Origin of the sequence: Arcicella aurantiaca (assembly GCF_003148625.1) — a bacterium.
GTDB lineage: Bacteria > Bacteroidota > Bacteroidia > Cytophagales > Spirosomataceae > Arcicella > Arcicella aurantiaca.
This window is the reverse complement of sequence record NZ_QGGO01000002.1, coordinates 250,206-273,345: the sequence shown is the minus strand read 5'-3', so window position 1 is coordinate 273,345 and position 23,140 is coordinate 250,206. Positions and strand designations below refer to the sequence as shown.

Sequence of the window (23,140 nt, the reverse complement as noted above, 5' to 3'; positions counted from 1 at the left end):
CTCCCGCAATTAATTAAGATATGTTAGAACAATTAGAAGCTATCAACGAACGATTCAATGAAGTTGCCCAGCAAATGACGCAACCCGAAATCGTTTCGGATATGAACAAATACAAAACGATTAGTAAGGAATATAAAGACCTTGAAAAAATCGTTAATCAATATAAAGAATACCAAAACGTTTTATCAAACATAGAATCAGCCAAAGAAGTAATTGCTACTGAAAAAGACGAAGATTTCAGAGATATGGCAAAAGCTGAATTGGACGAATTGAACCCTAAAAAAGAAGAAATGGAAAACATTTTGAAAGAAATGTTGATTCCAAAAGACCCGAACGACTCTAAAAACATCATTATGGAGATTCGTGCAGGTACAGGAGGTGATGAAGCGGGTATTTTTGCGGGAGATTTATTCAGAATGTACCAACGTTTTTGTGCAAATCAAGGCTGGCAATTTCAAATTATTGACTTCACGATGGCGTCATCTGGAGGTTATAAAGAGATTATCGCTAATATTCAAGGAGAAGATGTGTACGGAAAAATGAAATTTGAGTCGGGAGTACACCGTGTACAACGTGTTCCTGCGACAGAATCTCAAGGACGTATTCACACGTCAGCGGCTACGGTGGCAGTTTTGCCAGAAGTTGATGACGTTGATGTGCAAATTAATATGAATGATATTCGTAAAGATACATTCTGTTCGTCGGGTGCGGGTGGGCAGTCAGTAAACACCACTTACTCAGCGGTGCGTGTTACTCACATTCCATCAGGTTTAGTGGTACAATGTCAAGATGAACGTTCACAAATCAAGAACTTTGATAAAGCGATGACCGTTTTACGTTCTCGTTTATATGAAATTGAATTAGCCAAACAACAAGATGCTATTGCAGGCGACCGTCGTTCAATGGTAGGTTCTGGCGACCGTTCTGATAAAATTCGTACTTACAATTATCCACAAGGACGTGTAACTGACCACCGTATTGGTTATACAGTTTATAATTTGCCAGTGGTAATGGACGGAGAAATTGGTGATTTTATTGACCAATTAAGAATTGCAGAAAATGCCGAGAAGTTGAAAGAAGGTGCAGGAGCTATTTAATAAAAAAGGCAACTCGAAAGAGTTGCCTTTTTTATTTTACTACGAAATCTTATTGTTTCTGTAAAGTAATATTTAAGTCTAATGCACTGATAAAAGCTAAAATAAGGGCTGAATTAGGGTCATTAGCTGCTAATTTTTTGTAAGCATCAAGATTAAGATTCCAAGTCATTGTTGAACCAGAAATGGTAATTTTATACGTTTCAACAGTTTCTTTTTTTGTGCTTGGGTCTGTGTAAGTCATCGTCACTTCCGAACCCGTAAAAGTGTATTTTCCTGATACGCTTGTGTTATTGACAACATCTGTATCCAAAGCGTTAATTGTTCCAGTAGTCGTAAAAGTATTGTCTGCTTTAAATTCAAAAGTAGCATCAATTGCTTCACTGATAGACTGAGTTTGTCCTAATACAGTGGCACTACCTTTTACAGTTGAAGCTTTCCATTTTCCAACGATAGAAGGCAGGTGCAGGGTCTGAAGATTTGCTACAACCAATAGCGAAAGCAAGAACGAAGATTAATAAAAATAATTTGTTTAAGTGTTTCATTGAAATATGTATTTAAGTTTTAGAATTACAAAGGTAATATGCAAGACAGTTAAGCGGAAATGTTGTTTTAATAATTGTAAAGCAGTTAAATAGGTGTTAGGATTAAGTATTATCATAAGTTTGGTAATCAATGGCTTATCGAACTTTAAAATGTATTTTGTAAATTATTGATAGTCAGGGTTGTTGTGTCACGAAATCCTAACGCCTAAATCTCAACCCCTATTGATACTAAAAATCTTTTTATTTATGCTTCATTCAAAGATTTTTCTAATCTAAATGAAAAAGTTGTTCCCTTTTCAGGTTTTGAAATCACCGATATTTTAGTTCTATGTGCCTGTAAAATATGTTTTACAATGGCTAAACCCAAGCCAGAAGAACCATCTGAGCGACTACGAGCTTTATCTACACGGTAAAATCTTTCAAAAATTCGGTTTAAATGTTCTGAGGCAATACCCGGTCCATCGTCTTTGATTGAAATTTTCCAATCTTTTTTATCTTCTTCAAAAATTACCCAAACATTACCGTTTTCATTGCCGTATTTGATGGCATTTTCTACCAAATTTGTCATTACTTGTCCGATTCGCTGAGCGTCGGCACGAACCCAAATATTCGGAAAAGGGGATTTAATTTGTATCGTTACATTTTTAGAATTGGCTTTATTTTCTAATTGCTCAAAAACTTCTTTGGTGATTTGCTTTACATCCACTCGGGCAGGATTCATCTTAATATCGCCCGTTTCCATTTGGGATAGCGTTAATAAATCCTTTACCAGAATATCCAAACCGTCTAAACTTTTGGCGGCTTTATTCAAGAATTTCTCTCGAACATTTTCGTCGTCCATTGCTCCGTCTAAAAGTGTATGTACAAAACCTTGTGCCGCAAAAATGGGTGTTTTGAGTTCATGCGAAACATTTGCCAAAAACTCTCTACGATATTTTTCCAAGCGTTTCAATTCTGTAACCTCTTGTTCTTTTTTAGAAACATACACAAAAAGTTCGTCATTGAGTTTACGGAGTGGGTTATTATCTTTTTGTAGTTTCTTTCTTGACACGCCAAAATCTTTCATTTTCAAGCGATTAATAGTGTCGTACATTTTATTGATTTCTTGAAAAACCAAATAATCCAACACAAAATAAATCAGAACGCCACTAATCACTAAACAAGCTACAAAGCTGATAAACAATATATTGCCGTTGGCTTCTGGCACAAAGGAAAGAAAAGCCGTTGTGAAAATGGCAGTAGAAATTGCCAATAGAAAAGCTAAAAGTCTGGGGTTTAAGAGCATTTTGCGATAAACAGTGAAATGAAATAGTCAAATAACACACAAATTTACGATAGTTAAAGTCATCAGTAGCTTATCCCAAATTATTCTTTCGTAAATTTGTTCTTTCGTTTGAGCGTTTGGTATGATTTTCAAAGCCAATCAAACATTAAGTGATACAATTCGCTCATTATTCAATTACCAAACTCATGCAATTAAACCAATTAACCGCCATTTCGCCAATCGATGGGCGTTATCGTAAGCAGGTAGAAAGTCTTGCTCCATATTTTTCAGAATTTGGACTTATCAAATATCGAGTTCAAATCGAGATAGAATACTTTATTGCTCTTTGCGAAATTCCTTTGCCACAATTGGAAGGCGTAAAAAGTAGTTTATTCGATTCATTAAGAGATATTTATCGTAATTTTTCGGAAGAAGATGCTCTTTGGATTAAGGAAAAAGAACGTGAAACCAATCACGACGTAAAGGCGGTTGAATATTTTATAAAATATAAATTAGAGAAGTTTGGAATTGAGCAATACTTAGAATTTATCCACTTCGGTTTGACTTCTCAAGACATCAATAACACGGCAATTCCTTTGTCGTTGATGGAAGCAATGAATGATATTTTGATTCCTAAATTGAATGAAATCATTGCTAAAATTGCATCGTTGGCGGTAGAATGGAAAGATATTTCTTTACTTGCCCATACGCACGGACAACCTGCATCGCCAACTCGTTTGGGAAAAGAGTTTCAGGTTTTTGTGGAAAGAATGGAGCGTCAAATGGATTTATTGAAAACCATTCCATATTCAGCTAAATTTGGTGGTGCTACGGGTAATTTCAACGCTCATACGGTAGCGTATCCAGAAACTTCTTGGATTGATTTTGGCAATAATTTTGTAAAATCTTTGGGTTTGGTTCGTAGTAAATTCACTACGCAAATTGAGCATTACGATAATTTAGCGGCTTTGATGGATAACTTAAAACGTTTGAACAACATCGTTTTAGACCTTGACCGTGATATTTGGACTTATATCTCAATGGGTTATTTCAAACAAAAAATCAAAGCAGGTGAAGTTGGTTCGTCGGCAATGCCACATAAAGTAAATCCAATTGATTTTGAAAACTCAGAAGGAAACGTTGGAATTGCGAATGCTTTATATGAATTTTTAGCAGCAAAATTACCAGTTTCAAGATTACAAAGAGATTTAACGGACTCGACTGTTCTTAGAAATTTGGGTGTGCCTATTGCTCACCAAGTAATTGCTTTGACTGCCCTTTTGAGAGGTTTAAATAAATTAGAATTGAATCAAGATGCTATCAATGCTGATTTGGAAGATAACTGGGCGGTAGTTGCAGAGGCAATCCAAACGATTTTGAGACGTGAAAATTATCCACAACCTTACGAAGCTCTAAAAGCATTAACTCGTAAAAACGATAAGATTACGGAAAAAACAATTACTGAATTTATTGATAATTTAGAAGTTGGCGATAAAATTAAATACGAATTGAAACGCATCACGCCATTTAATTATGTGGGTGTAGTTGAATAAATTTAATATGTTAACGAAGGCAGTGTTCAAAACGCTGCCTTCGTTGTAATTTGAAATAGGCGAATGCTATTCGCCATTACTTATTAATTCAACCCTGTTATTTCTTCATTTTATAAACCCTCACATAGTCAATTTCAAACTTTTGAGGAAAAATAGAATCATCAACGCCTTTTTGTCCTCCCCAATCTCCACCAACGGCAAGGTTTAATAAAAGATGTTGTTTTTTATCAAAAGGCCATTCTTTCCAACCCGTTTTTTCATTTTTGAAGGTAAAATATAATTCTCCATCAATATAAGAATCAATTTTCTCTGGCGTCCAATCTATGCGGTAAACGTGAAATTCTGTCATTGAAGTCGGAACTGTTTTGACTGCCGTTTTTTGTGTTCCGATACTGTGATAATACGATTTTGTGTGTACTGAGGCATGAATCACATTGGGGTCATAACCAACGTGTTCCATGATGTCAATTTCTCCGTTATCAGGCCAATAATTTTGACCATAAGAATGCTCCGTTGCCAACATCCAAATTGCTGGCCAAGTGCCTAAACCTTTGGGCAATTTTGCTTTTATCTCAAAACGACCATATAGAAAATCAGCTTTTCCTTTGCTCGTGAGGCGGGCAGATGTGTAATTTTTGCCTTCGAGGGGCTCTTTTATGGCTTCAATAATCAATTTGCCATTTTCTACACGAGCATTTTTCAAATTATCTTTCGTGTAATATTGTAGCTCATGATTTCCCCAACCGCTTCCGCCTATATCATAACCCCATTTTTTAGCATCGGGTAACCCATTTTTATTAAATTCATCTGCCCAATAAGGCTTAGATTCAAATTCAGAAGCATTTGTATTGGTGTCACTCACGGCAATATTTGCCTTGAAAGCCATTGAAATAATAACCACGCCGAGCGTTGCTGAGATAAAAGGAATTTTCATTTTGTTGTTGAGTTGTTTCAATAAAGCTAAGAAAATTTACGGAAAAACCTACACTTCACTATCAAGCAGGGTACTGTGAAATGCCCCTAATTTTTTGTATCTTTACTCTTTACAAAATCTTCAAAAATGGACTTCAAACTTATTTCAGAATATAAACCCACTGGCGACCAACCGCAGGCAATTGCTAAACTTGTGGAGGGTGTTCAAAATGGGGAACAATCACAAACTTTATTGGGGGTTACGGGGTCAGGAAAGACTTTTACAGTAGCCAATATGATAAAAGAAATCAATCGCCCGACCTTGATTTTGAGTCATAATAAAACCCTTGCGGCTCAATTGTACGGTGAATTTAAGCAGTTTTTCCCTGAAAATGCCGTTGAATATTTTGTTTCTTACTACGATTATTATCAGCCCGAAGCCTTCATTGCTTCTACCAATACCTACATTGAAAAAGACCTCATGATTAATGAGGAAATTGACAAACTTCGTCTTTCTACAACTTCAGCGTTGATGTCTGGTAGAAGAGATATTATTGTGGTTGCTTCGGTTTCGTGTATTTATGGTATGGGAAACCCCGATGAATACCGCAAAAGTATTCTTCGCTTTGGGGTTGGCGAAACTATTTCTCGAAATCAATTTCTCTTTCGTTTGGTCGAAATTCTATATTCTCGAACCGAAGCAGAATTTACAAGAGGAACATTCAGAGTAAAAGGCGATACCGTTGATATAAATTTACCTTATGCTGATTTTGGTTATCGAATTATGTTTTTTGGTGATGAAATTGAGACAATTCAACGCATTAATCCACAAAATGGCAAGAAGATTTCTGATGAAAAAATGATTGCTATTTTCCCTGCTAATCTCTTTGTAACGGGTCGTGATGTGTTGAACAATGCTATTAATTTTATTCAAGATGATTTGGTTTCGCAGATAAAATTCTTTGAATCTGAAAGCCGATTATTGGAAGCTGACCGTATCAAACAACGTACAGAATTTGATATGGAAATGATGCGAGAATTGGGCTATTGCTCTGGAATTGAGAACTATTCACGTTATTTTGACCAACGAAAACCGGGACAAAGACCTTTCTGTTTGTTGGATTTCTTTCCTGAAGACTTTGTACTGGTAGTTGATGAAAGTCACGCTACGATGCCCCAAATCAGAGCTATGTGGGGGGGCGACCGTTCTCGAAAAGAGGCTTTGGTGGATTATGGTTTTCGTTTGCCTTCGGCGATGGATAATCGTCCACTTACTTTCCAAGAGTTTGAGAATATTACAGGACAAACGGTTTTTGTTTCGGCAACTCCTGCCGATTATGAACTGAGACGTTCGGAAGGTGTTGTGGTTGAGCAAATTATTCGTCCAACAGGATTACTTGACCCCGAAATTGAGGTTCGTCCGAGTCTCAATCAAATTGATGATTTATTGGAAGAAGTTCATAAAAGAATTGCGAGTGAAGAACGGGTTTTGATAACGACTTTAACCAAAAGAATGGCAGAAGAGTTATCAAAATATTTGGATAGAGTAGGCGTGAAATGTCGTTATATTCACTCGGAAGTAAAAACCTTAGACCGTATCGAAATTCTGCGAGAATTGCGTTTGGGCGTATTTGATGTATTGGTGGGCGTGAATTTATTACGTGAAGGCTTAGATTTGCCAGAAGTGTCGTTGGTGGCAATTATGGATGCTGACAAAGAGGGGTTTTTGCGTGATATTCGCTCGTTGATTCAAACCATTGGGCGTGCGGCTCGTAACGACCACGGAAAGGTTTTGATGTACGCCGACCGTATTACGGGTTCTATGGAAAAAGCCATTGATGAAACCAATCGTCGTAGAGCTATCCAAATGGAGTATAATTTGGAAAATGGAATCACTCCAAAAACGGTGTTGAAATCTAAAGAAAAAATCATGGAGCAAACATCTATTGCAGACGTGATGGGTAAACCAATCAAGAATTTAAAATACTATACCGAACCACAGGAAATTCAAATGGCTGCCGACCCTGTGGTGGCTTACATGAGCAAAGACGAGCTGGCAAAACAAATCAAAAAAGTACAAGCCGATATGGAAAAAGCCGCTAAAGAATTAGACTTCATCGCCGCTGCTCGTCTGCGTGACGAAATGTTAGGTTTGAAAAAGTTGATGGAGGGAAAGGGGTAGAAATTTCAAGGAATTACTAATCCAAGTTTCCCAAAAGACCGTTTTGAGCGTTATCTTGCATGGTTTAATAAATATTTGAAGAAATAAAATGGTTAGACTGGGATTGTGTAAAAGTATTATGTGTTAAGTCCTAAGAATTTTCCACGAAATAAATACAAGTTTTGGGATTGGTTTTCTTGGTACTTAGTACATAATCCCCAATCTTTTAAAAATAGAAAAATGTACAAAGTTTACGGTATTAAAAATTGTGACACCATGAAAAAAGCGATGACATGGTTAACAGAAAATAATGTTCCTTTTGAATTTCATGATTATAAAAAAGAAGGAATTTCGGAGGAAAAAATCCAAGAATGGCTTACCCAAAAACCTTGGGACGTGCTTATCAACAAAGCAGGGACAACTTGGAAGAAATTATCAGATGAAGAAAAATCGACGGATGAAATTGGAGCGTCAAAACTGATGATAGACAAACCTTCGATGATAAAAAGACCTATTATTGAAAATGATAAAATTGTGGTAATGGGATTTAATGCGGATAATTACGAGCAAATTTTTAAGTAATCCATTCAAAAATTAAATAAATGCAAAGTCGTTCCGACTGATGCCTTGGCGAATAACTAAATCTTATAATCAGTTGAAAATATCTTTTATTGGTGCGGGTAATGTTTCGTGGCATTTGGCACAAACACTCGAAAATGCAGGGCATAATGTGGCGGAGGTTTTTAGCCGTAATGTCAAAAATGCCGAAGAACTTACCAAATATTTGTACGATGCTAAAGTACAACGTGACCTCAATTTTGCAGATTCTCAAGCTAAAGTCTTCTTTTTGTGCGTAACCGACGATTCTATGTTGGAAGTAGCCAAGCAATTGGTTCTACCAGAAGACTCTATGCTTATCCACACTTCGGGTAGTAAGTCGTTGGCGGAGTTGGACGAACTCCTCAGACTCAATAGCGACGTTACGATAAAAACGGGGGTATTTTACCCTTTACAAACCTTCACAAAAAACTATAAGGTTAATTTTGCCGAAATTCCTATCTGTATTGAGTCGGAAGAAGAGGATGTGGAAAAAGTGTTGATAAACTTGGGTCAGGATATTTCAGACATTACTTATCTGATAAATTCGGAAGAAAGGCGAGTGTTACACGTAGCGGCGGTTTTTGCCTGTAATTTCACCAATCACCTGTGGGCGGTGGCTCAGGAAATCGTGGAAGATAACGAATTGGAGTTTGATTTGCTAAAACCTTTAATCAATGAAACTTTCAGAAAGGCAATGTCTGCTGAAAATATTTTCAAAGCCCAAACAGGACCTGCTCGTCGTGGCGATAATAAAATAATCAATCAGCATCTTCTTTTCTTGAAACAACAACCCGATTATCAACAAATTTATCGAGTTTTGTCGGAAGGAATTTTGAAGAAAAAGTAACACAGGTTTTAACCTGTAAGTAAAAATACGGAATTATCTACAATTTGTCGCAAGACAAAATTAGACCACTGATAGAACAGATAAAACAGATTTTCACTGATTTTTCTTTAATTTTTCCGACTGTGTATCCCAGTGTAAATCTGTCAAATCAGTATAATCTGTGGTCGATTTTTATTCTGCGACAAATTGTAGATAGTTCCATAAAAATATTAACGTACAGGTTGAAACCTGTGCTACTAAAATGTCCCAAGAAAAATTCAAAAATATAACCACTTTCGTCTTCGATATTGATGGTGTTATGACTGATGGTTCAGTTCACGTGTTAGAAACTGGCGAGCATTACCGAGTATTTCATATTCGTGATGGATACGCCATTGAGCGTGCCGTGCAAGCGGGTTACAGAATATGTGTCATCACGGGTGGAAAGCACGAAGGCGTGCGTAAGCGTCTGCAAAACCTTAAAATCCATGATGTATTTATGGGTTCGGGAGGAAAAAGTAAATTAGAAATTTATAAAGGCTGGTTGGCAGAATCAGGTGTTTCAGAAGAAAATATTTTATATATGGGTGACGATTTGCCCGATTATGAAGTAATGTCTCGCCCAGATTTGTTTGCTACTTGCCCTGCTGATTCCTGTGATGAAATTCTGGAAATTGCCAATTATATTTCCCCTAAAAATGGAGGAAAAGGAGCCGTTCGTGATGTAATTGAGCAAGTAATGAGAGGAAAAGGAGAGTGGTTGAAGTTTTGAGTTTTTTCTGAATTTCGTAAAAGCTCACTTTAACTGTGATGCGATTTTATAAAGTTTTAAAGAGCCGTAGGCTCGACCGATTTTGTAGCAACGGATTTCAATCCGTTGGTGAAAATGAAATATAATGTTTTCGGAATTTAGGACGAAACATACAAAATCGGTCGAATTTTCAACGGATTAAAAACCGTTGCTACCAAATTGGTCGAGCCTACGCACTCAAATGTGTTTCCATTTCTCAACGGATTAAAAACCGTTGCTACCAAATTGGTCGAGCCTACGGCTCTTTAAAGTCTGTGTAAAAGCAAAAGTCACGGCAAAGGTTTTCTGAAAACCTTTGCCGTGACTTTTGCTTAACTTTTAAAATCTATTTACAAAACGTGTTTCATATAAGTATCCAAATCTTTATCGCCACGTCCTGAAAGATTGATTACTACTGTTTCATTTGGTTTTGCATTCAAATATTTCAAAACTGCCAAAGCATGAGACGATTCAAGAGCAGGAATAATTCCTTCTAATTTTGAAAGTTCCATCGCTGATTCTAATGCTTCTTCGTCGGTTATGGCATAAAATTCAGCTCTTTTGGTATCCCAAAGGTGTGCGTGCATAGGTCCAATTCCTGGATAATCTAAACCAGCTGAAATAGAATGTGGCTCAACTACTTGTCCGTCAGGTGTTTGCATTAATAAACTTTTACTTCCGTGAAGAACGCCCATTTTTCCTAAGAAAGTAGTAGCGGCAGAAAATCCCGAATTAATACCATGCCCGCCTGCTTCTGCAGCAATTAAACGAGTTTCTGCATCATCCAAAAAGTGATAAAATGCACCCGCTGCATTTGAACCACCACCAACGCAAGCAATCACATAATCTGGTGTTTCTTTGCCCGTTTTTTCTAATAATTGCCATTTAATTTCTTCCGAAATAATTGACTGAAATTTGGCAACCATATCAGGGTAAGGGTGAGGCCCAACCACCGAACCAATGATATAATGCGTATCAACAGGATTATTTATCCAGTGACGCATCGCTTCGTTGGTGGCATCTTTTAGCGTTTTTGAGCCACTTATTGCTGCACATACTTCTGCACCTAACATTTTCATACGGGCTACATTCGGAGCTTGACGTTGAATGTCAATTTCACCCATGTAAACGATACACTCTAAGCCCATTAACGCACAAACCGTAGCCGTTGCCACGCCATGTTGACCAGCTCCTGTTTCTGCTACGATTTTCTTTTTACCCAAACGTTTTGCCACCAAAATTTGCCCAATTGTATTGTTTACTTTATGAGCTCCTGTATGGCACAAATCTTCTCTTTTTAGATAAACCGTAGTATTGTATTTTTCTGATAAACGCTTTGCTAAGAAAAGGGGAGTTGGGCGACCAACATAATCTTTCAATAAGCCATTAAATTCTTCTTGAAATGAAGGTTCGTCTATAATACTGAGATATGAAACTCGTAGTTCTTCCACATTTGGATAAAGCATTTCTGGAATGAAAGCTCCACCAAATTGTCCGTAATAACCTTTTTCGTTTACGTTATATTGTGATTCGGTAATCGTCATTTTGGGTGTTTATTTTATATTTCAACCATTTCTGGCTTGATAATTCGTATTAATTCTTCTAATTTATTAATGTCTTTTAGCGCAGGACTAATCTCAAATTTGCTGTTTACATCTAAAGCATAAACTTTTAAATTCTGGATTTCAAGAGCTTTATGGGCATTTTCTAAATCAATTCCACCAGCTAAGAAAAACGGTTTTTCGTTATCATATTTCTTCAGAATACTCCAATCGAAAGTGATGCCATTTCCACCTTTTTCTACGCCTTTAGTATCGAATAAAAAGTAGTCGCAATAAGGTTTATAATTTTGAAGTTTTCCAAAATAGAAACTTTCATCTACCGAAAACGCTTTAATAATATTTACTCCCTTCAATTTTAAACTTCGACAAAAATCGGGCAATTCTTCACCATGTAACTGAACGTAGTCGAGGTTATATTTTTTGTAATTTTCTAAGATGTACGAAGCCGTAGCATTTACAAAAACACCTACTTTACGAGTTGTATGAGGAAACGATTTTAGCAATTCCTCATCTAATTCTTCACCTACAAAACGGCTTGATTTTTCGTAAAAAATGAAGCCCATAAAATCTGGTTGAAGGGCTAATAATTGGCGGATATTTTCCGCATCACGCATACCACAAACTTTTAGTCGCATAATTTTTAAAGGGGCTAATAACAATTGAGCAAATTTACTGAAAATCAGTCAATTATCATAAAAAGCAATTATAGTGGCTATAAATGGGCAATGTTCTTAAAGTTGAGCAATTAAATCAGCTAAAGCTTTAGGAGGATTTTCAGTTTTCATGAATGTTTCTCCCATTAGAAAACCACGATAACCAACTGATTTTAAGAGTTTTATGGTTTCGGCTTGAGATATACAACTTTCTGAAATTTTAATACAATTTGCAGGGATTTTTTCAGCTAATTCCAAAGAGGCATTCACGTTTTGCTCTGAGAAGTTTTTGAGGTTGCGGTTGTTTACGCCCACTACATCAATATACTCACAAAGGCTACGATTTAGTTCTTCTTCATCATGAATTTCCAAAAGTGTTTCCATGCCTAAATCTTTTGTTAATTTCCCTAATTCTTTAATTCTTTGAGGACTTAAATTGGCGGCAATCAACAAAATAACGTCCGCTCCTAAAGATTTTGCTTCAATGATTTGGTATTCATCAATCATAAAATCCTTACGAATCATCGGAATGCTTGGATTAGCTTTTCTGGCTCTTAGAAAATCATCGTCTGAACCTCCAAAAAAGTCAATATCTGTCAAAACCGACAAACAAGCGGCTCCTGCTTGCACATATCCAAACGTAACATCTTCGGGCGTTACGTTGGCGTTTATGATGCCTTTTGAGGGAGATTTACGCTTAAATTCTGAAATTATTCCGCTTGAAGAAGGGTTTAATAAGCTGGTTTTTAGAGAATTAGTAGTTTTGGCAAAATAGCCTTTCATTTCTAATTCCTTTGCCGAAATCAGTGCTTTTCTTTCGGCTACTTCTTCTTGCTTTCGGGCAATTATTTTATCTAAAATGGTCATTTATCTTGGGGATTAGGGGTTAGGATTTAGGGGTTAAAATGGTTAATCTTTAAAAAATCCTAACCCCTAAATCCCAGCCACTAAGAATTAATTATCAAAAACTCTGGATAAATCTATTTGTAAATCGGGGAATGTAGTAGAAGTTAAAATGTCTTCATCTGTAACAGGTTGTAAACCAATGTATTTGCCCGCTTCATTCAATACATAGACAAAAACGCATTTATCTTGTGGCTCAACTAACCAATATTCTTTTACGCCATTTTCCTCATAAACTTCATACTTTTCTCTCATTTCTTTGCGGGAGTTACCTGGAGAAAGAATTTCAATAATTAGGTCAGGAGCACCCACACAGCCTTTATCGTCTAATTTATCTAAATCACAAATTACACACAAGTCAGGTTGAACAACAGTATGAACTTTGTTGGAGGAGTTATCTCTTTTTAGTGGAGTTAGTCTTACGTCAAAAGGAGCAGTATATGCTTCACATTTTTTCCCTTCCAAAAACTTTACAATAGCTTCAGTAAATTTCCAAGAAATTCGTTGGTGAATCCTCGCAGGGGCGGACATTGGGAAGATTTTGCCTTTAATAATTTCAAGGCGTTCTTCAAAAGTCCATTTCAAATAATCGGCATACGTATAAGTGCCGTTAAGGTCTAATTCTGCAAATGTCATGGCATTACAAATTTTTTAAACGAAGTTAAGGCTTTTCCACTTTCTAAAGATTCTTTTGCTTTCAAAACTGCGTCTGAAAGGCTCAAATTCTCATCAGCACAATATAAAGCGGTGGCTGCATTGGCTAAAACGACTTCTGTTTGAGCTTTCGTTCCTTTATTTTCAAGAATAGAAACTAAGATTTTTGCCGATTCTTCTACGTTATTTCCTCCGTGTAAATCTTCTTGTTTACATTTTGTGAAACCTAATTGTTCTGGCGAAAACGTTTCTTTTCCTCTTTTTGTAATTAACTCAAAGTCAGAAGTTAATGAAATTTCGTCGTAACCATCTAACCCGAATAAAACGCCAAAATTACCTTCTGCTTTTTGAAATAATTGTCCGTAAATGCCCAAAATCTCTTGGTTGTAAACGCCCGTGACTTGTTTTTTTACTTGTGCAGGATTTAGAATTGGTCCGAGCATATTGAAAAACGTTTTCATGCCTAACTCCTTACGAATTGGACCCACAAAACGCATAGCTGGGTGAAACAATGGTGCGTGTAAAAAACAAATGCCAGCGTCTTCAATTTTGGCTTTTAGATAACTTTCATCATTGGTGAATTTTACGCCTAAATATTCCAAAACCGTTGAAGAACCAACGGACGACGAAACCCCATGATTGCCGTGTTTTGCTACGTACTGCCCCGCACCCGCAACGATGAAAGAGGAAGTCGTTGAAATATTAAAAGTGTCTTTACCATCGCCACCCGTTCCGCAAACGTCCATCGGCGAAAATTCAGAAAGGTCAACGGTTATAGCTAAGTCTAACATGGCGTCACGGAAGCCTTCTAATTCGTCTGCCGTGATAGATTTTATCATGTAAGTGGTTAAAAAAGCAGCAATTTGGCTAACATTTGCTTCTCCCTTTCCAATGATTGAAAGAGCTTCTTTAGCTTCGGCTTTGCTGAGGATTTCACCTGAGATTCGTTTTTGTAAGTATTGTTTCATGTTTTTGTCTGTTTCGATTCAGGAGAATCAATTTACATTTTCACCCAATTCTCCACCATTTTCACGCCATATTGCGTCAAATACGCTTCTGGGTGAAATTGTACCCCACGCACATCATAACGAGTGTGAGCTTCTGCCATCACAAAATTATTTTCGTCAATAGCGGTAATTTTTAAATCTTCGGGCATTGTATCGGCAACGACCGTCCACGAATGGTAGCGACAAACGTCAAATTCTTTTGGAATGCCTTGAAAAAGGACTTCCGATGGGTCAGTGATGATACATTTGGTCGTTACCCCGTGAAGTACGTCGCCCATGTTGTGCAATTTTGCTCCAAAAGCTTCACCAATGGCTTGATGTCCCAAACATACGCCTAACATTGGAATGGTCGGAGCATATTCACGGATAACATCTAATAAAATTCCTGCTTCTTCGGGAATTCCTGGCCCTGGAGAAAGAAGAATTTTATCGTATTTTCTGACCTCTTCTAATGCTATTTTATCATTACGAAAAACGTCCACATCATTGCCTAATTCTTTGAGGATATACACCAAATTATAAACAAATGAATCGTAATTATCTAAGACTAATATTTTCATTTTTGTATCTTTATTTTACTGTGATTTTAGCCACGAAGGCACAAAGCCTCTAAGATTTTATTTTAGCTACGAAGGCTCAGAGTCTTTAAGAATTTGTTTTAGCCACGAAGACTAAAAGCCACGAATATTGTTAATATAATTAGCGTCTTCGTGCCTTAGTGGCAACCCTAAATTTAATCTTAGCGTCTTTGTGCCTTTGTGGCTAAAAACTAAATCCCTTCTGCCAATTCCAACGCTTTTCTCAAAGCTCCCAATTTCAATTTAATCTCATTCATTTCTGTTTCTACCACAGATTTTGCTACAACGCCCATCCCTGCTTGATAGAAAAGCGTGTTATTTTTACTCATAAAAGTACGGATAGCAATAGCGTGGTTAAAATTACCATCAAAATCCATGTAGCCAATTGCTCCGCCGTAAATGTGTCGATTGACATTTTCTAAGCGATTAATGATACTCATGGCATTGTGTTTTGGTGAACCTGAAAGCGTTCCCGCAGGAAAAGTATCTGCCACTAATTGTAATGGGTTTGTACCTGCTGTCATTTGTCCAGTTACTTTTGAAACCAAGTGAATTACGTGCGAATAGAATTGAACTTCTTTGAAAGTTTCCACTTTTACCACGTCAGAACTTCTTGATAAATCATTTCTCGCTAAATCTACTAACATCACGTGTTCGGCAGATTCTTTGGGGTCAGCTAATAATTCACGGGCTAATTCTGCATCTTTTTCATCATCTCCTGTACGTCTGAATGTCCCTGCAATGGGGTGAATTTCTGCCATATTTCCTTTTATCGCAATTTGTTTTTCGGGCGAAGCTCCAAAAATATGGTAGTTTTCATAATCATAATAAAACATATAAGGCGACGGATTTACTGAACGCAAAGCACGATAAATCTGGAAATCATCTCCTTCAAAAGTACGGCTGAAACGACGTGAAGGTACAATTTGGAAAACGTCACCTCTTAAACAATGCTTAATACATTCGTTGATGATAACTCGCATTTCATCATCAGTATAATTGGTGGTTTCTTCGCTGGTAAGTTTGAATGGCTTGGTTGAATAATGCGGTAAATTCATTAAGAAATCAAGTTTCTCAAAGGGCTTTTCCGTTGATTTTTCATCGCCAAATTGGTGTTCATAAATTGACATTTCATCTTTAAAATGATTGATGGCAATTACATAACGATAAACATGATAAATGATAGACGGAATTTCTGTATTCTCATTTTTATCTTGAATTTCAATATCCTCAAAATATTCAACGGCATCATAACTGATATGTCCGAACATTCCGTTTGCCATTGGGGCATCATCTGCTTGACGAGTCCATTCAAATCTCTTGGCAAAATTCATTAATGCTTGAACTGCATCTTTGCGTTTTGCTAATTTGAATGATTCCGTTGTGCCGTCTGGGAAAGTCTGCGTAACAATGTCATTGTTGATGATAATACTCGCCACAGGGTCGCAGGCAATATGCGAATATCCATGTTCTTTTCCGTGATAATCAGCACTTTCCAACATGACGGTGTTCTTAAACTGATTTCTGAGTTTAAGAAATATCCCTACGGGCGTAACCGTATCTGCAAGACGTTTTTTCGAGGTTGTTGTAACTTTAAAATTCATGTTTTTTCAATTAGCGAATAATTTCAATGATTGATAAAATGAGTGTATGAAATTAGCATTGACGCTAATATGTCAGATTGAGGGAGGAACTTCTCGAAAGTTCTAAAACTTTCGAGAAGTTAGCTTTGCCCACGTTCTAATTCACCCATTGGAAAACAAAAAAAGGCTTACTGGTTGAACAGTAAGCCTTTTCGTGATAAATATATCTTTATCGAAAATACATAATGGGACTGTTCAACCGACGTTTGTCAATTGCCACCACCATGCTGTATTTTTGAAATTTGTTGTCATTTTGTCGTTTTGATGTTGCAAACTTAGCGTTTAAAATTTAAAATCAAAAATTTTGTTAAAATTTCTTCTTAGGAAATATGTCAGATTAGAAATCTGAACTACTTTACTTCCAACACTTTAAATTCTGTACGACGGTTGGCTTGGTGTTCTTCTTCTGAACACGGAACGCCATCGGCACATTTATTTACTAATTGACTTTCTCCGTAGCCTTTTGCTACGATACGTGCTGATGAAATTCCCTTAGAAATAATATAAGCTACGGCAGAATCTGCACGTCTTTGTGATAATTTTTGATTATATTCTGCGGTTGCACGTGAGTCTGTATGTGAACCCAATTCTAATTTAATAGTTGGATTATCTACCAAAACTTGAACGATTCTATCCAATTCGTTGGCAGCGTCATTTCTAATTTCTGATTTATCTAAGTTGTAATAAATAGGAGCAATATTGAAGGTTTTGGTAATGTCTTTACCGACTTCTGGTTTCTCCATTTTAATACTTGCATAGAAAATAGTGTCTGTTTCTGCTTTGGTCAATTTATCCAAAGAAATAGATTTTCCGACCATCGTAAAAGGCTCACGTTTGGTAAAATACCCTTTCTTTTCAGTAACAATGGTGTATGTTTTTTCTTCTTCCATTTTTACTTTTCCAAATGTTCCTTCGCCTTTTGTATAGACTTCATCAATCGCTTGATTCGTGGAATTATCCAAAATGGCAACTTTCACAGAATCAAGAGCTTGATTGTTTATATCTGTAACATTACCTGCTAAGAAATAACGAATAGTTTTCTTTTTTGGCTCGTCTTTTTTGGCTACTACTGGCGGTACATTTTCGTATTTTTTACCCGGTTGAGTATTCTCATAATAATAAATATCGTCGTCTCCTTTGCCAGAATCACGATTTGAGGCAAAATATCCTTTTGTCGAATCAATAGCTACTAAACCAAAATCATCAAAGCGGGAATTAAGCGGAATACCCAAATGTTCTACTTTAATTTCACCATTTATACGAGTGGCTGAATACAAATCTAAGCCACCAATTCCAGCGTGTCCGTCAGAAGAAAAGTACAATTTTCCATCTTTAGAAACATACGGGAACATTTCATCGCCAGCGGTATTAATATCAGAACCCATATTGATGGCACGTCCAAATCTTCCTGCATTGTCAATATTGGCTCGGTAAATATCAATTCCTCCTTTTCCACCTGCACGATTTGAGCCAAAATACAAAGTTTTATTGTCGGCTGAAAAAGATGGGCAACCGTCCCAAGCCAAAGAATCAGAAACTGAAACCATTTCTGGTTCAGACCAAACGCCATCAATATTTTTAGAAATATACAAATCAACATCAGGTGAAGCGTCAGAGCGTTTTCCTGTATTTCCACGAGCAAAAACCATCATCTTTCCATCTTTTGAAAACGTTGGTGTTCCTTCGTTAGCGTTGTCTTTAAAAATGGTTGAACTGAAAAGGGAAGGAGTGCCAATTTCTGTTGGAGAATTCAGCGTTGCACGATATAAACCCAAATATGGCAAACCGTTGTTTTTGTAGATAATATCCTTGCGTGAAGCCGTAAAAATCAACTCATTTCCTTGTGGAATGGGAGCAAATTCTGTTCCTGTCGAGTTCAAACTCAACGGTTTTACTTCAATGTAGGTTTTTTTATTGGCTAATTCTTCAACTTCTGGAAGTAAATCTATTTCGGTTTGAGCCTTATTTTTTAGTTCTTTACTCGGTATTCCCGAAAGATATTTTTCTAAATTTTCGCCTGCTTCTTTGTATTTGCCTTGCATTTTTTGAGTCATGGCTAAATGATAACGTAAATCATTTTCACGACTATTGCTTGCCAATGCTTTTTCGTAATAATCACCCGCTTGTAAAGGACGGTTTGATAAACGATAAGATTCTGCAATTAAGTAATTGGTTTTCCCTAATTCATAGCCTGCCCCAGATGCTTTTTGTAGCTCTTTGATAGCCAATTCGTATTCGCCATTATCAAATTTCTTTTGTCCTTTTTTGAAGGATTGCAAGGCGGAATTACAACTATTTAATAAAATAATTGCGGATAAAATTGATATAGAAGTACGCAGTTTTTGCATGAAAGTTTTGTGTTATTTTCCGAATTTTAAGGAAGCCTTCGCTCAAAGCGAAGGCTTCCTCTAATTTTTCAACAATTTATGAATATTTCGTTTTACTAAATACGTCAAAATCAAAACAATAACCAAGACAATTAGCCCTTTATCTGTACTATTTTGGGTAAATGAAACCGAATCTTTTTGCCAAGCATACATCATCACGAGAATAACTAAAATCTCTATCCAAATGAATAATTGGAGAATACCAATGATTACCGAAAGTAATATTGGACGAAGATTATCAAACGGATTTGACTTTTCAGACATAATTCTTAGAAAAAGAATCCGCCAACTCGGATAACAACAGGGCTACTGTACGGAGAATTAAGTCCGTTGGCAGAATAAGAAAAATTATACAAAGCCGTTATCTGAAAACCGCCATAACCCAAACCAAGTCCTGCCAAAGTTTGCATATTATAGTCTAAAGATTGCCCGCCTGATGATGCGTAATATTTTTGAATTTCAGCTTGTGCAAAAGCTCTTGAAAGAATACTTTCCAAAAACTGCAAACGGTATTGACCAAAAAGACGTGGACCATATAGATTTAATGCCGTATAGCCTGTGTATTTTGTGTATTGATAATCAACGGCTAAACCTGCCGTAAAATCGTTTGTTACCTGATAACCAACCATCGGAGAAACACTAATAACTGTTGGATTTCCGAATTGCAACCCTCCGATACCTCCCCCGATTCTGATACGCTGACGGAATGGCAATTCACGTACATCTTGCTCTACGTCTAAGTCTCTAACAGAACTATCTTGTTTAATAACGATTGGGTCTTGTGCGTAAGTGCTTGTGTATGAAATAATTGATATAAGTAAAAAGAAAAGTAATTTTTTCATGATTTTGGTTATAATTAGTCGTTTAAACATTTATGATTAAACGAATTTTTTTATAATTTCTTGCAAGATACGAAACATTCTTTTCTGAAAAAGTGTCTCTTTTAAGTAAGAACATTTCATTGTGGCAAGCCCTTATTCTTCTGACAAAACAATCTCAGAATTTATTATCTTTGTTAAATTCATTTATCAGTGATTTATCGGGCAAAATTCTAAACCCCAAAACCAAATCACCACTCCCTAAATTCATGAACAGTACTGAAATTAAGAATCACGATAATACTTCCATTGAAGACCTTGACCCAAAGCGTTTTATCCTTATCAAAGGGGCGAGAGTAAATAATCTAAAAAATATTGATGTTGCCATTCCACGCAATAAATTGGTGGTAATCACGGGTTTATCTGGTTCGGGAAAGTCGTCTTTGGCATTTGATACGCTTTTTGCTGAAGGACAACGAATGTACGTGGAAAGTTTGAGTTCATATACTCGTCAGTTTTTGGGAAGAATGGAAAAACCCGATGTCGATTACATCAAAGGGCTTTCTCCTGCTATTGCTATTGAACAAAAAGTTTCGACGAAAAACCCCCGCTCAACCGTTGGAACAACTACCGAAATTTATGATTATTTAAAACTGCTTTTCGCCCGAATTGGAATAACATATTCGCCAATTTCTGGAAACGAAGTGACAAAAAATACCGTTTCGAGTGTGGTTGATTATGTTTTTACCTTAGAAGAATCACAAAGAGTGATGATTTTGTCCCCTTTATTTCTAAAACAAGAACGAACACTTGCCGAAGAAATGAAGGTATTATTGCAAAAAGGATATACCAGAATTGTGATTGATGGAGAGACGAAATTTTTGGAAGAACTTTTAGACAATAAAGAAGAATTAAAGAGTCTGCCTCCGATAAATCTATTCACCAATAATTATAAAATCTTGATTGACCGTGTGGCAGTTAAGAAAGAAGAAGACGGGCAACCCGATGAAGAAACGCAATTCCGTCTTTCAGATTCTGTTCAAACTGCTTTTTTTGAAGGAGATGGAACTTGTTTTGTCGAAATTCTGGGTGGAGAAACAAAATCGTTTTCCGACCGCTTTGAAGCTGACGGAATTCCTTTTGAAGAACCCTCTTTAAACCTTTTTAGCTTTAATAATCCTTACGGAGCTTGTAAGCGTTGCGAAGGTTTTGGACGTATTTTGGGGCTTGACCCAGACTTGGTTTTCCCAGATAAAAGTCTCTCGATTTACGAAGGGGCAATTGCTCCGTGGAGAACTGAAAAAATGAGCGAATATTTGATTCCGCTTATTAAAAATGCTACCAAGTTTGATTTTCCAATTCATCGTCCTTATAAAGAATTAACAGATGTTCAAAAAGCAGTTTTATGGACTGGCAATGAATATTTTATCGGTTTAGATGCGTTTTTTAAAATGTTGGAAGCCGAAACCCATAAAATTCAGTACCGAGTAATGCTTTCTCGTTATCGTGGACGTACAACTTGTCCTGAGTGTAAAGGCTCACGTTTGCGTCAGGATGCAGGTTATGTGAAAATAGGCGGAAAATCAATCATTGAATTGGTTTTATTGCCAATTTCAGACGTAATGGAATTTTTCAATACGCTCGAATTGGCTGATTATCAATACGGTGTTTCTAAGCGAATTTTGCAAGAAATAGAAACTCGTTTAGAATATATGAACAAGGTTGGCTTGGGATATTTAACGCTCAATCGTTTGTCTTCAACGCTTTCGGGAGGAGAATTCCAGCGGATAAAATTGGCTACGTCTTTGGGTAGTGCTTTGGTGGGTTCCATGTATATTTTGGACGAACCGAGCATTGGCTTGCATCCAAGAGATACTTTACGTTTGGTTTCGGTTTTGGAATCTTTGCGAGACATGGGAAATACCGTTGTGGTAGTTGAACATGAAGAAGAAGTAATGCGTGCCGCTGACCAAATTATAGACATTGGTCCAGACGCAGGACGAAATGGCGGAGAATTGGTTTTTCAAGGAAGTTTTGAAAATGCCGAGTTAGAAGCCACAATTCACAATTCACAAGGTTACGCATCCCGTTCACCTCATAATTCTCACACCATTAACTTTTTGAATGGAACGGATAAAATAGAAGTGCCTAAATTCCGTAGAAAATCAACCAGTTTTATAGAGATTAAAGGAGCTTATGAAAATAATTTAAAAGACGTTTCAGTGAAATTTCCATTGGGCATTTTGACGGTTGTTACAGGCGTGAGTGGCTCAGGGAAATCGACTTTGGTACGTAAAATTTTGTATCCTGCCATCGGAAGACATTTAGGAACTTATACCGATGAATCAGGGAAATTTACGGAAATGGCGGGCAGTATCGGTAAAATTGAAGCCGTAGAAATGGTTGACCAAAATCCGATTGGGAAATCGTCACGCTCAAATCCAGTTACATACGTGAAGGCGTATGACCAAATTCGTTTGTTGTATTCCGAACAACCTGTTGCCAAATCAAGAGGATATAAACCTGCTCATTTTTCGTTTAATGTAGAAGGTGGACGTTGTGAAACTTGTCAGGGAGAAGGTTTTGTAACCATCGAAATGCAATTCATGGCAGACGTAAAACTCAAATGCGAATCATGCGGAGGAAAGCGTTTCAAACAGGAAATTTTGGACGTAAAATATCATGAAAATGACATCGCAGATATTTTGGATATGACGGTGGATGATGCCATTGATTTATTTAGAAAAGACCAACCGAAATTGGTGGAAAAATTATTGCCCTTGCAAGAAGTTGGTTTGGGTTATGTGAAATTAGGGCAATCGTCCAATTCCCTGTCGGGTGGAGAAGCACAGCGTGTAAAATTGGCGAGTTTCTTAGGAAAGGGAAATCCGAATAAAGGGAAAACCTTATTCATTTTTGATGAACCGACCACAGGATTACATTTTCACGACATCAAAAAACTCTTGAAAGCCATCAATGCTTTGGTAGAACAGGGCGATTCGGTCATTATCATTGAACATAATATGGAAGTGATAAAATCGGCTGACCATATTATTGACATTGGTCCAGAAGGCGGAGATAAAGGTGGTTATATCACTTTTGAAGGTACACCCGAAACAATGGTAAAAATCGAAGGAAATTATACGGCTGACTTTTTGAAAGGGAAAGTGTAGTAGTAATTTGTTGATTT

General features: G+C 36.8%; 20 protein-coding genes. 7 read left to right on the top strand and 13 right to left on the bottom strand.

Annotation, left to right across the window (positions count from 1 at the left end; genetic code table 11):
• Positions 1-20 precede the first annotated feature (20 nt).
• On the top strand, positions 21-1,097 hold the full coding sequence (gene prfA, locus LV89_RS02845) for a peptide chain release factor 1 (RefSeq protein WP_109741341.1): 1,077 nt from the start codon (positions 21-23) through the stop codon (positions 1,095-1,097).
• A 49-nt stretch (positions 1,098-1,146) separates the two neighbouring features.
• Here the strand turns inward: prfA and LV89_RS02840 are convergent, their stop codons facing one another.
• Both LV89_RS02840 and LV89_RS02835 read right to left on the bottom strand, forming a co-directional pair.
• Positions 1,147-1,599 carry a lipocalin-like domain-containing protein gene (locus LV89_RS02840; RefSeq protein ID WP_109741340.1) on the bottom strand — a complete coding sequence of 151 codons (453 nt, stop codon included), beginning with the start codon at positions 1,597-1,599 and terminating at the stop codon, positions 1,147-1,149.
• 284 nt (positions 1,600-1,883) lie between these two features.
• Positions 1,884-2,924, bottom strand: coding sequence for a sensor histidine kinase (locus LV89_RS02835; RefSeq protein WP_109741339.1), 1,041 nt, complete (start codon positions 2,922-2,924; stop codon positions 1,884-1,886).
• Positions 2,925-3,109: 185 nt separating this feature from the next.
• Between LV89_RS02835 and purB the strand changes: the two genes are divergently transcribed.
• A complete protein-coding gene (purB, locus tag LV89_RS02830) occupies positions 3,110-4,456 on the top strand; it encodes an adenylosuccinate lyase (protein ID WP_109741338.1) in 1,347 nt (448 codons plus the stop codon).
• Positions 4,457-4,553: 97 nt separating this feature from the next.
• On the opposite strand, the gene LV89_RS02825 is transcribed toward purB, so the two are convergent.
• A complete protein-coding gene (locus LV89_RS02825) occupies positions 4,554-5,390 on the bottom strand; it encodes a glycoside hydrolase family 16 protein (protein WP_109741337.1) in 837 nt (278 codons plus the stop codon).
• A 126-nt stretch (positions 5,391-5,516) separates the two neighbouring features.
• Here LV89_RS02825 and uvrB point away from each other — a divergent pair, with 126 nt between their 5' ends.
• The 4 genes from uvrB to LV89_RS02805 all read left to right on the top strand — a co-directional run bounded on the left by uvrB (position 5,517) and on the right by LV89_RS02805 (position 9,727).
• A complete protein-coding gene (gene uvrB / locus LV89_RS02820) occupies positions 5,517-7,550 on the top strand; it encodes an excinuclease ABC subunit UvrB (RefSeq protein ID WP_109741336.1) in 2,034 nt (677 codons plus the stop codon).
• A 219-nt stretch (positions 7,551-7,769) separates the two neighbouring features.
• Entirely contained in the window at positions 7,770-8,111 is a 342-nt protein-coding gene (locus tag LV89_RS02815; protein WP_109741335.1) for an ArsC family reductase, read from the top strand.
• A gap of 73 nt (positions 8,112-8,184) precedes the next feature.
• On the top strand, positions 8,185-8,976 hold the full coding sequence (locus tag LV89_RS02810; protein ID WP_109741427.1) for a Rossmann-like and DUF2520 domain-containing protein: 792 nt from the start codon (positions 8,185-8,187) through the stop codon (positions 8,974-8,976).
• Positions 8,977-9,217: 241 nt separating this feature from the next.
• The gene (locus LV89_RS02805; protein ID WP_109741334.1) at positions 9,218-9,727 is read left to right on the top strand and encodes a KdsC family phosphatase; all 510 of its coding nucleotides are present in this window, start codon (positions 9,218-9,220) and stop codon (positions 9,725-9,727) included.
• A 368-nt stretch (positions 9,728-10,095) separates the two neighbouring features.
• On the opposite strand, the gene trpB is transcribed toward LV89_RS02805, so the two are convergent.
• The 10 genes from trpB to LV89_RS02755 form a co-directional block, all read right to left on the bottom strand.
• Complete coding sequence (gene trpB / locus LV89_RS02800; protein ID WP_109741333.1) at positions 10,096-11,289, bottom strand: tryptophan synthase subunit beta; 1,194 nt, start codon at positions 11,287-11,289, stop codon at positions 10,096-10,098.
• 14 nt (positions 11,290-11,303) lie between these two features.
• On the bottom strand, positions 11,304-11,942 hold the full coding sequence (locus LV89_RS02795; RefSeq protein ID WP_109741332.1) for a phosphoribosylanthranilate isomerase: 639 nt from the start codon (positions 11,940-11,942) through the stop codon (positions 11,304-11,306).
• Positions 11,943-12,038: 96 nt separating this feature from the next.
• Entirely contained in the window at positions 12,039-12,827 is a 789-nt protein-coding gene (gene trpC, locus LV89_RS02790; RefSeq protein WP_109741331.1) for an indole-3-glycerol phosphate synthase TrpC, read from the bottom strand.
• A gap of 87 nt (positions 12,828-12,914) precedes the next feature.
• Positions 12,915-13,499 carry a Uma2 family endonuclease gene (locus tag LV89_RS02785; protein ID WP_109741330.1) on the bottom strand — a complete coding sequence of 195 codons (585 nt, stop codon included), beginning with the start codon at positions 13,497-13,499 and terminating at the stop codon, positions 12,915-12,917.
• Positions 13,496-14,485: an anthranilate phosphoribosyltransferase gene (gene trpD, locus LV89_RS02780; RefSeq protein WP_109741329.1), complete on the bottom strand. Its 990-nt coding sequence runs from the start codon at positions 14,483-14,485 to the stop codon at positions 13,496-13,498. The genes LV89_RS02785 and trpD overlap by 4 nt, the downstream gene beginning before the upstream one ends.
• 32 nt (positions 14,486-14,517) lie before the next feature.
• Complete coding sequence (locus tag LV89_RS02775) at positions 14,518-15,084, bottom strand: anthranilate synthase component II (protein WP_109741328.1); 567 nt, start codon at positions 15,082-15,084, stop codon at positions 14,518-14,520.
• A 209-nt stretch (positions 15,085-15,293) separates the two neighbouring features.
• On the bottom strand, positions 15,294-16,706 hold the full coding sequence (locus tag LV89_RS02770) for an anthranilate synthase component I family protein (protein WP_109741327.1): 1,413 nt from the start codon (positions 16,704-16,706) through the stop codon (positions 15,294-15,296).
• A gap of 389 nt (positions 16,707-17,095) precedes the next feature.
• Positions 17,096-19,093 (bottom strand): CHU_0125 family OmpA-like outer membrane integrity protein, encoded by a 1,998-nt coding sequence (locus tag LV89_RS25915; protein WP_109741326.1) that lies wholly within the window; start codon positions 19,091-19,093, stop codon positions 17,096-17,098.
• A gap of 60 nt (positions 19,094-19,153) precedes the next feature.
• Complete coding sequence (locus tag LV89_RS02760; RefSeq protein WP_109741325.1) at positions 19,154-19,396, bottom strand: hypothetical protein; 243 nt, start codon at positions 19,394-19,396, stop codon at positions 19,154-19,156.
• Between the two features lie 5 nt (positions 19,397-19,401).
• Entirely contained in the window at positions 19,402-19,974 is a 573-nt protein-coding gene (locus LV89_RS02755) for a hypothetical protein (RefSeq protein ID WP_109741324.1), read from the bottom strand.
• A gap of 245 nt (positions 19,975-20,219) precedes the next feature.
• On the opposite strand from LV89_RS02755, the gene uvrA reads away from it, so the two are divergent.
• Positions 20,220-23,123, top strand: coding sequence for an excinuclease ABC subunit UvrA (uvrA, locus tag LV89_RS02750; RefSeq protein WP_109741426.1), 2,904 nt, complete (start codon positions 20,220-20,222; stop codon positions 23,121-23,123).
• Positions 23,124-23,140 lie beyond the last annotated feature (17 nt).

Bases quoted from the DNA above. Each gene is read 5' to 3' on its own strand.
- LV89_RS02760 (WP_109741325.1), bottom strand. From the start codon at position 19,396: ATGTCTGAAAAGTCAAATCCGTTTGATAATCTTCGTCCAATATTACTT.
- trpD (WP_109741329.1), bottom strand. From the start codon at position 14,485: ATGAAACAATACTTACAAAAACGAATCTCAGGTGAAATCCTCAGCAAA.
- uvrA (WP_109741426.1), top strand. From the start codon at position 20,220: ATGAACAGTACTGAAATTAAGAATCACGATAATACTTCCATTGAAGAC.
- LV89_RS02775 (WP_109741328.1), bottom strand. From the start codon at position 15,084: ATGAAAATATTAGTCTTAGATAATTACGATTCATTTGTTTATAATTTG.
- LV89_RS25915 (WP_109741326.1), bottom strand. From the start codon at position 19,093: ATGCAAAAACTGCGTACTTCTATATCAATTTTATCCGCAATTATTTTA.
- purB (WP_109741338.1), top strand. From the start codon at position 3,110: ATGCAATTAAACCAATTAACCGCCATTTCGCCAATCGATGGGCGTTAT.
- LV89_RS02805 (WP_109741334.1), top strand. From the start codon at position 9,218: ATGTCCCAAGAAAAATTCAAAAATATAACCACTTTCGTCTTCGATATT.
- prfA (WP_109741341.1), top strand. From the start codon at position 21: ATGTTAGAACAATTAGAAGCTATCAACGAACGATTCAATGAAGTTGCC.
- LV89_RS02770 (WP_109741327.1), bottom strand. From the start codon at position 16,706: ATGAATTTTAAAGTTACAACAACCTCGAAAAAACGTCTTGCAGATACG.
- LV89_RS02825 (WP_109741337.1), bottom strand. From the start codon at position 5,390: ATGAAAATTCCTTTTATCTCAGCAACGCTCGGCGTGGTTATTATTTCA.
- trpB (WP_109741333.1), bottom strand. From the start codon at position 11,289: ATGACGATTACCGAATCACAATATAACGTAAACGAAAAAGGTTATTAC.
- LV89_RS02835 (WP_109741339.1), bottom strand. From the start codon at position 2,924: ATGCTCTTAAACCCCAGACTTTTAGCTTTTCTATTGGCAATTTCTACT.
- trpC (WP_109741331.1), bottom strand. From the start codon at position 12,827: ATGACCATTTTAGATAAAATAATTGCCCGAAAGCAAGAAGAAGTAGCC.
- LV89_RS02795 (WP_109741332.1), bottom strand. From the start codon at position 11,942: ATGCGACTAAAAGTTTGTGGTATGCGTGATGCGGAAAATATCCGCCAA.
- LV89_RS02755 (WP_109741324.1), bottom strand. From the start codon at position 19,974: ATGAAAAAATTACTTTTCTTTTTACTTATATCAATTATTTCATACACA.
- LV89_RS02785 (WP_109741330.1), bottom strand. From the start codon at position 13,499: ATGACATTTGCAGAATTAGACCTTAACGGCACTTATACGTATGCCGAT.
- LV89_RS02815 (WP_109741335.1), top strand. From the start codon at position 7,770: ATGTACAAAGTTTACGGTATTAAAAATTGTGACACCATGAAAAAAGCG.
- uvrB (WP_109741336.1), top strand. From the start codon at position 5,517: ATGGACTTCAAACTTATTTCAGAATATAAACCCACTGGCGACCAACCG.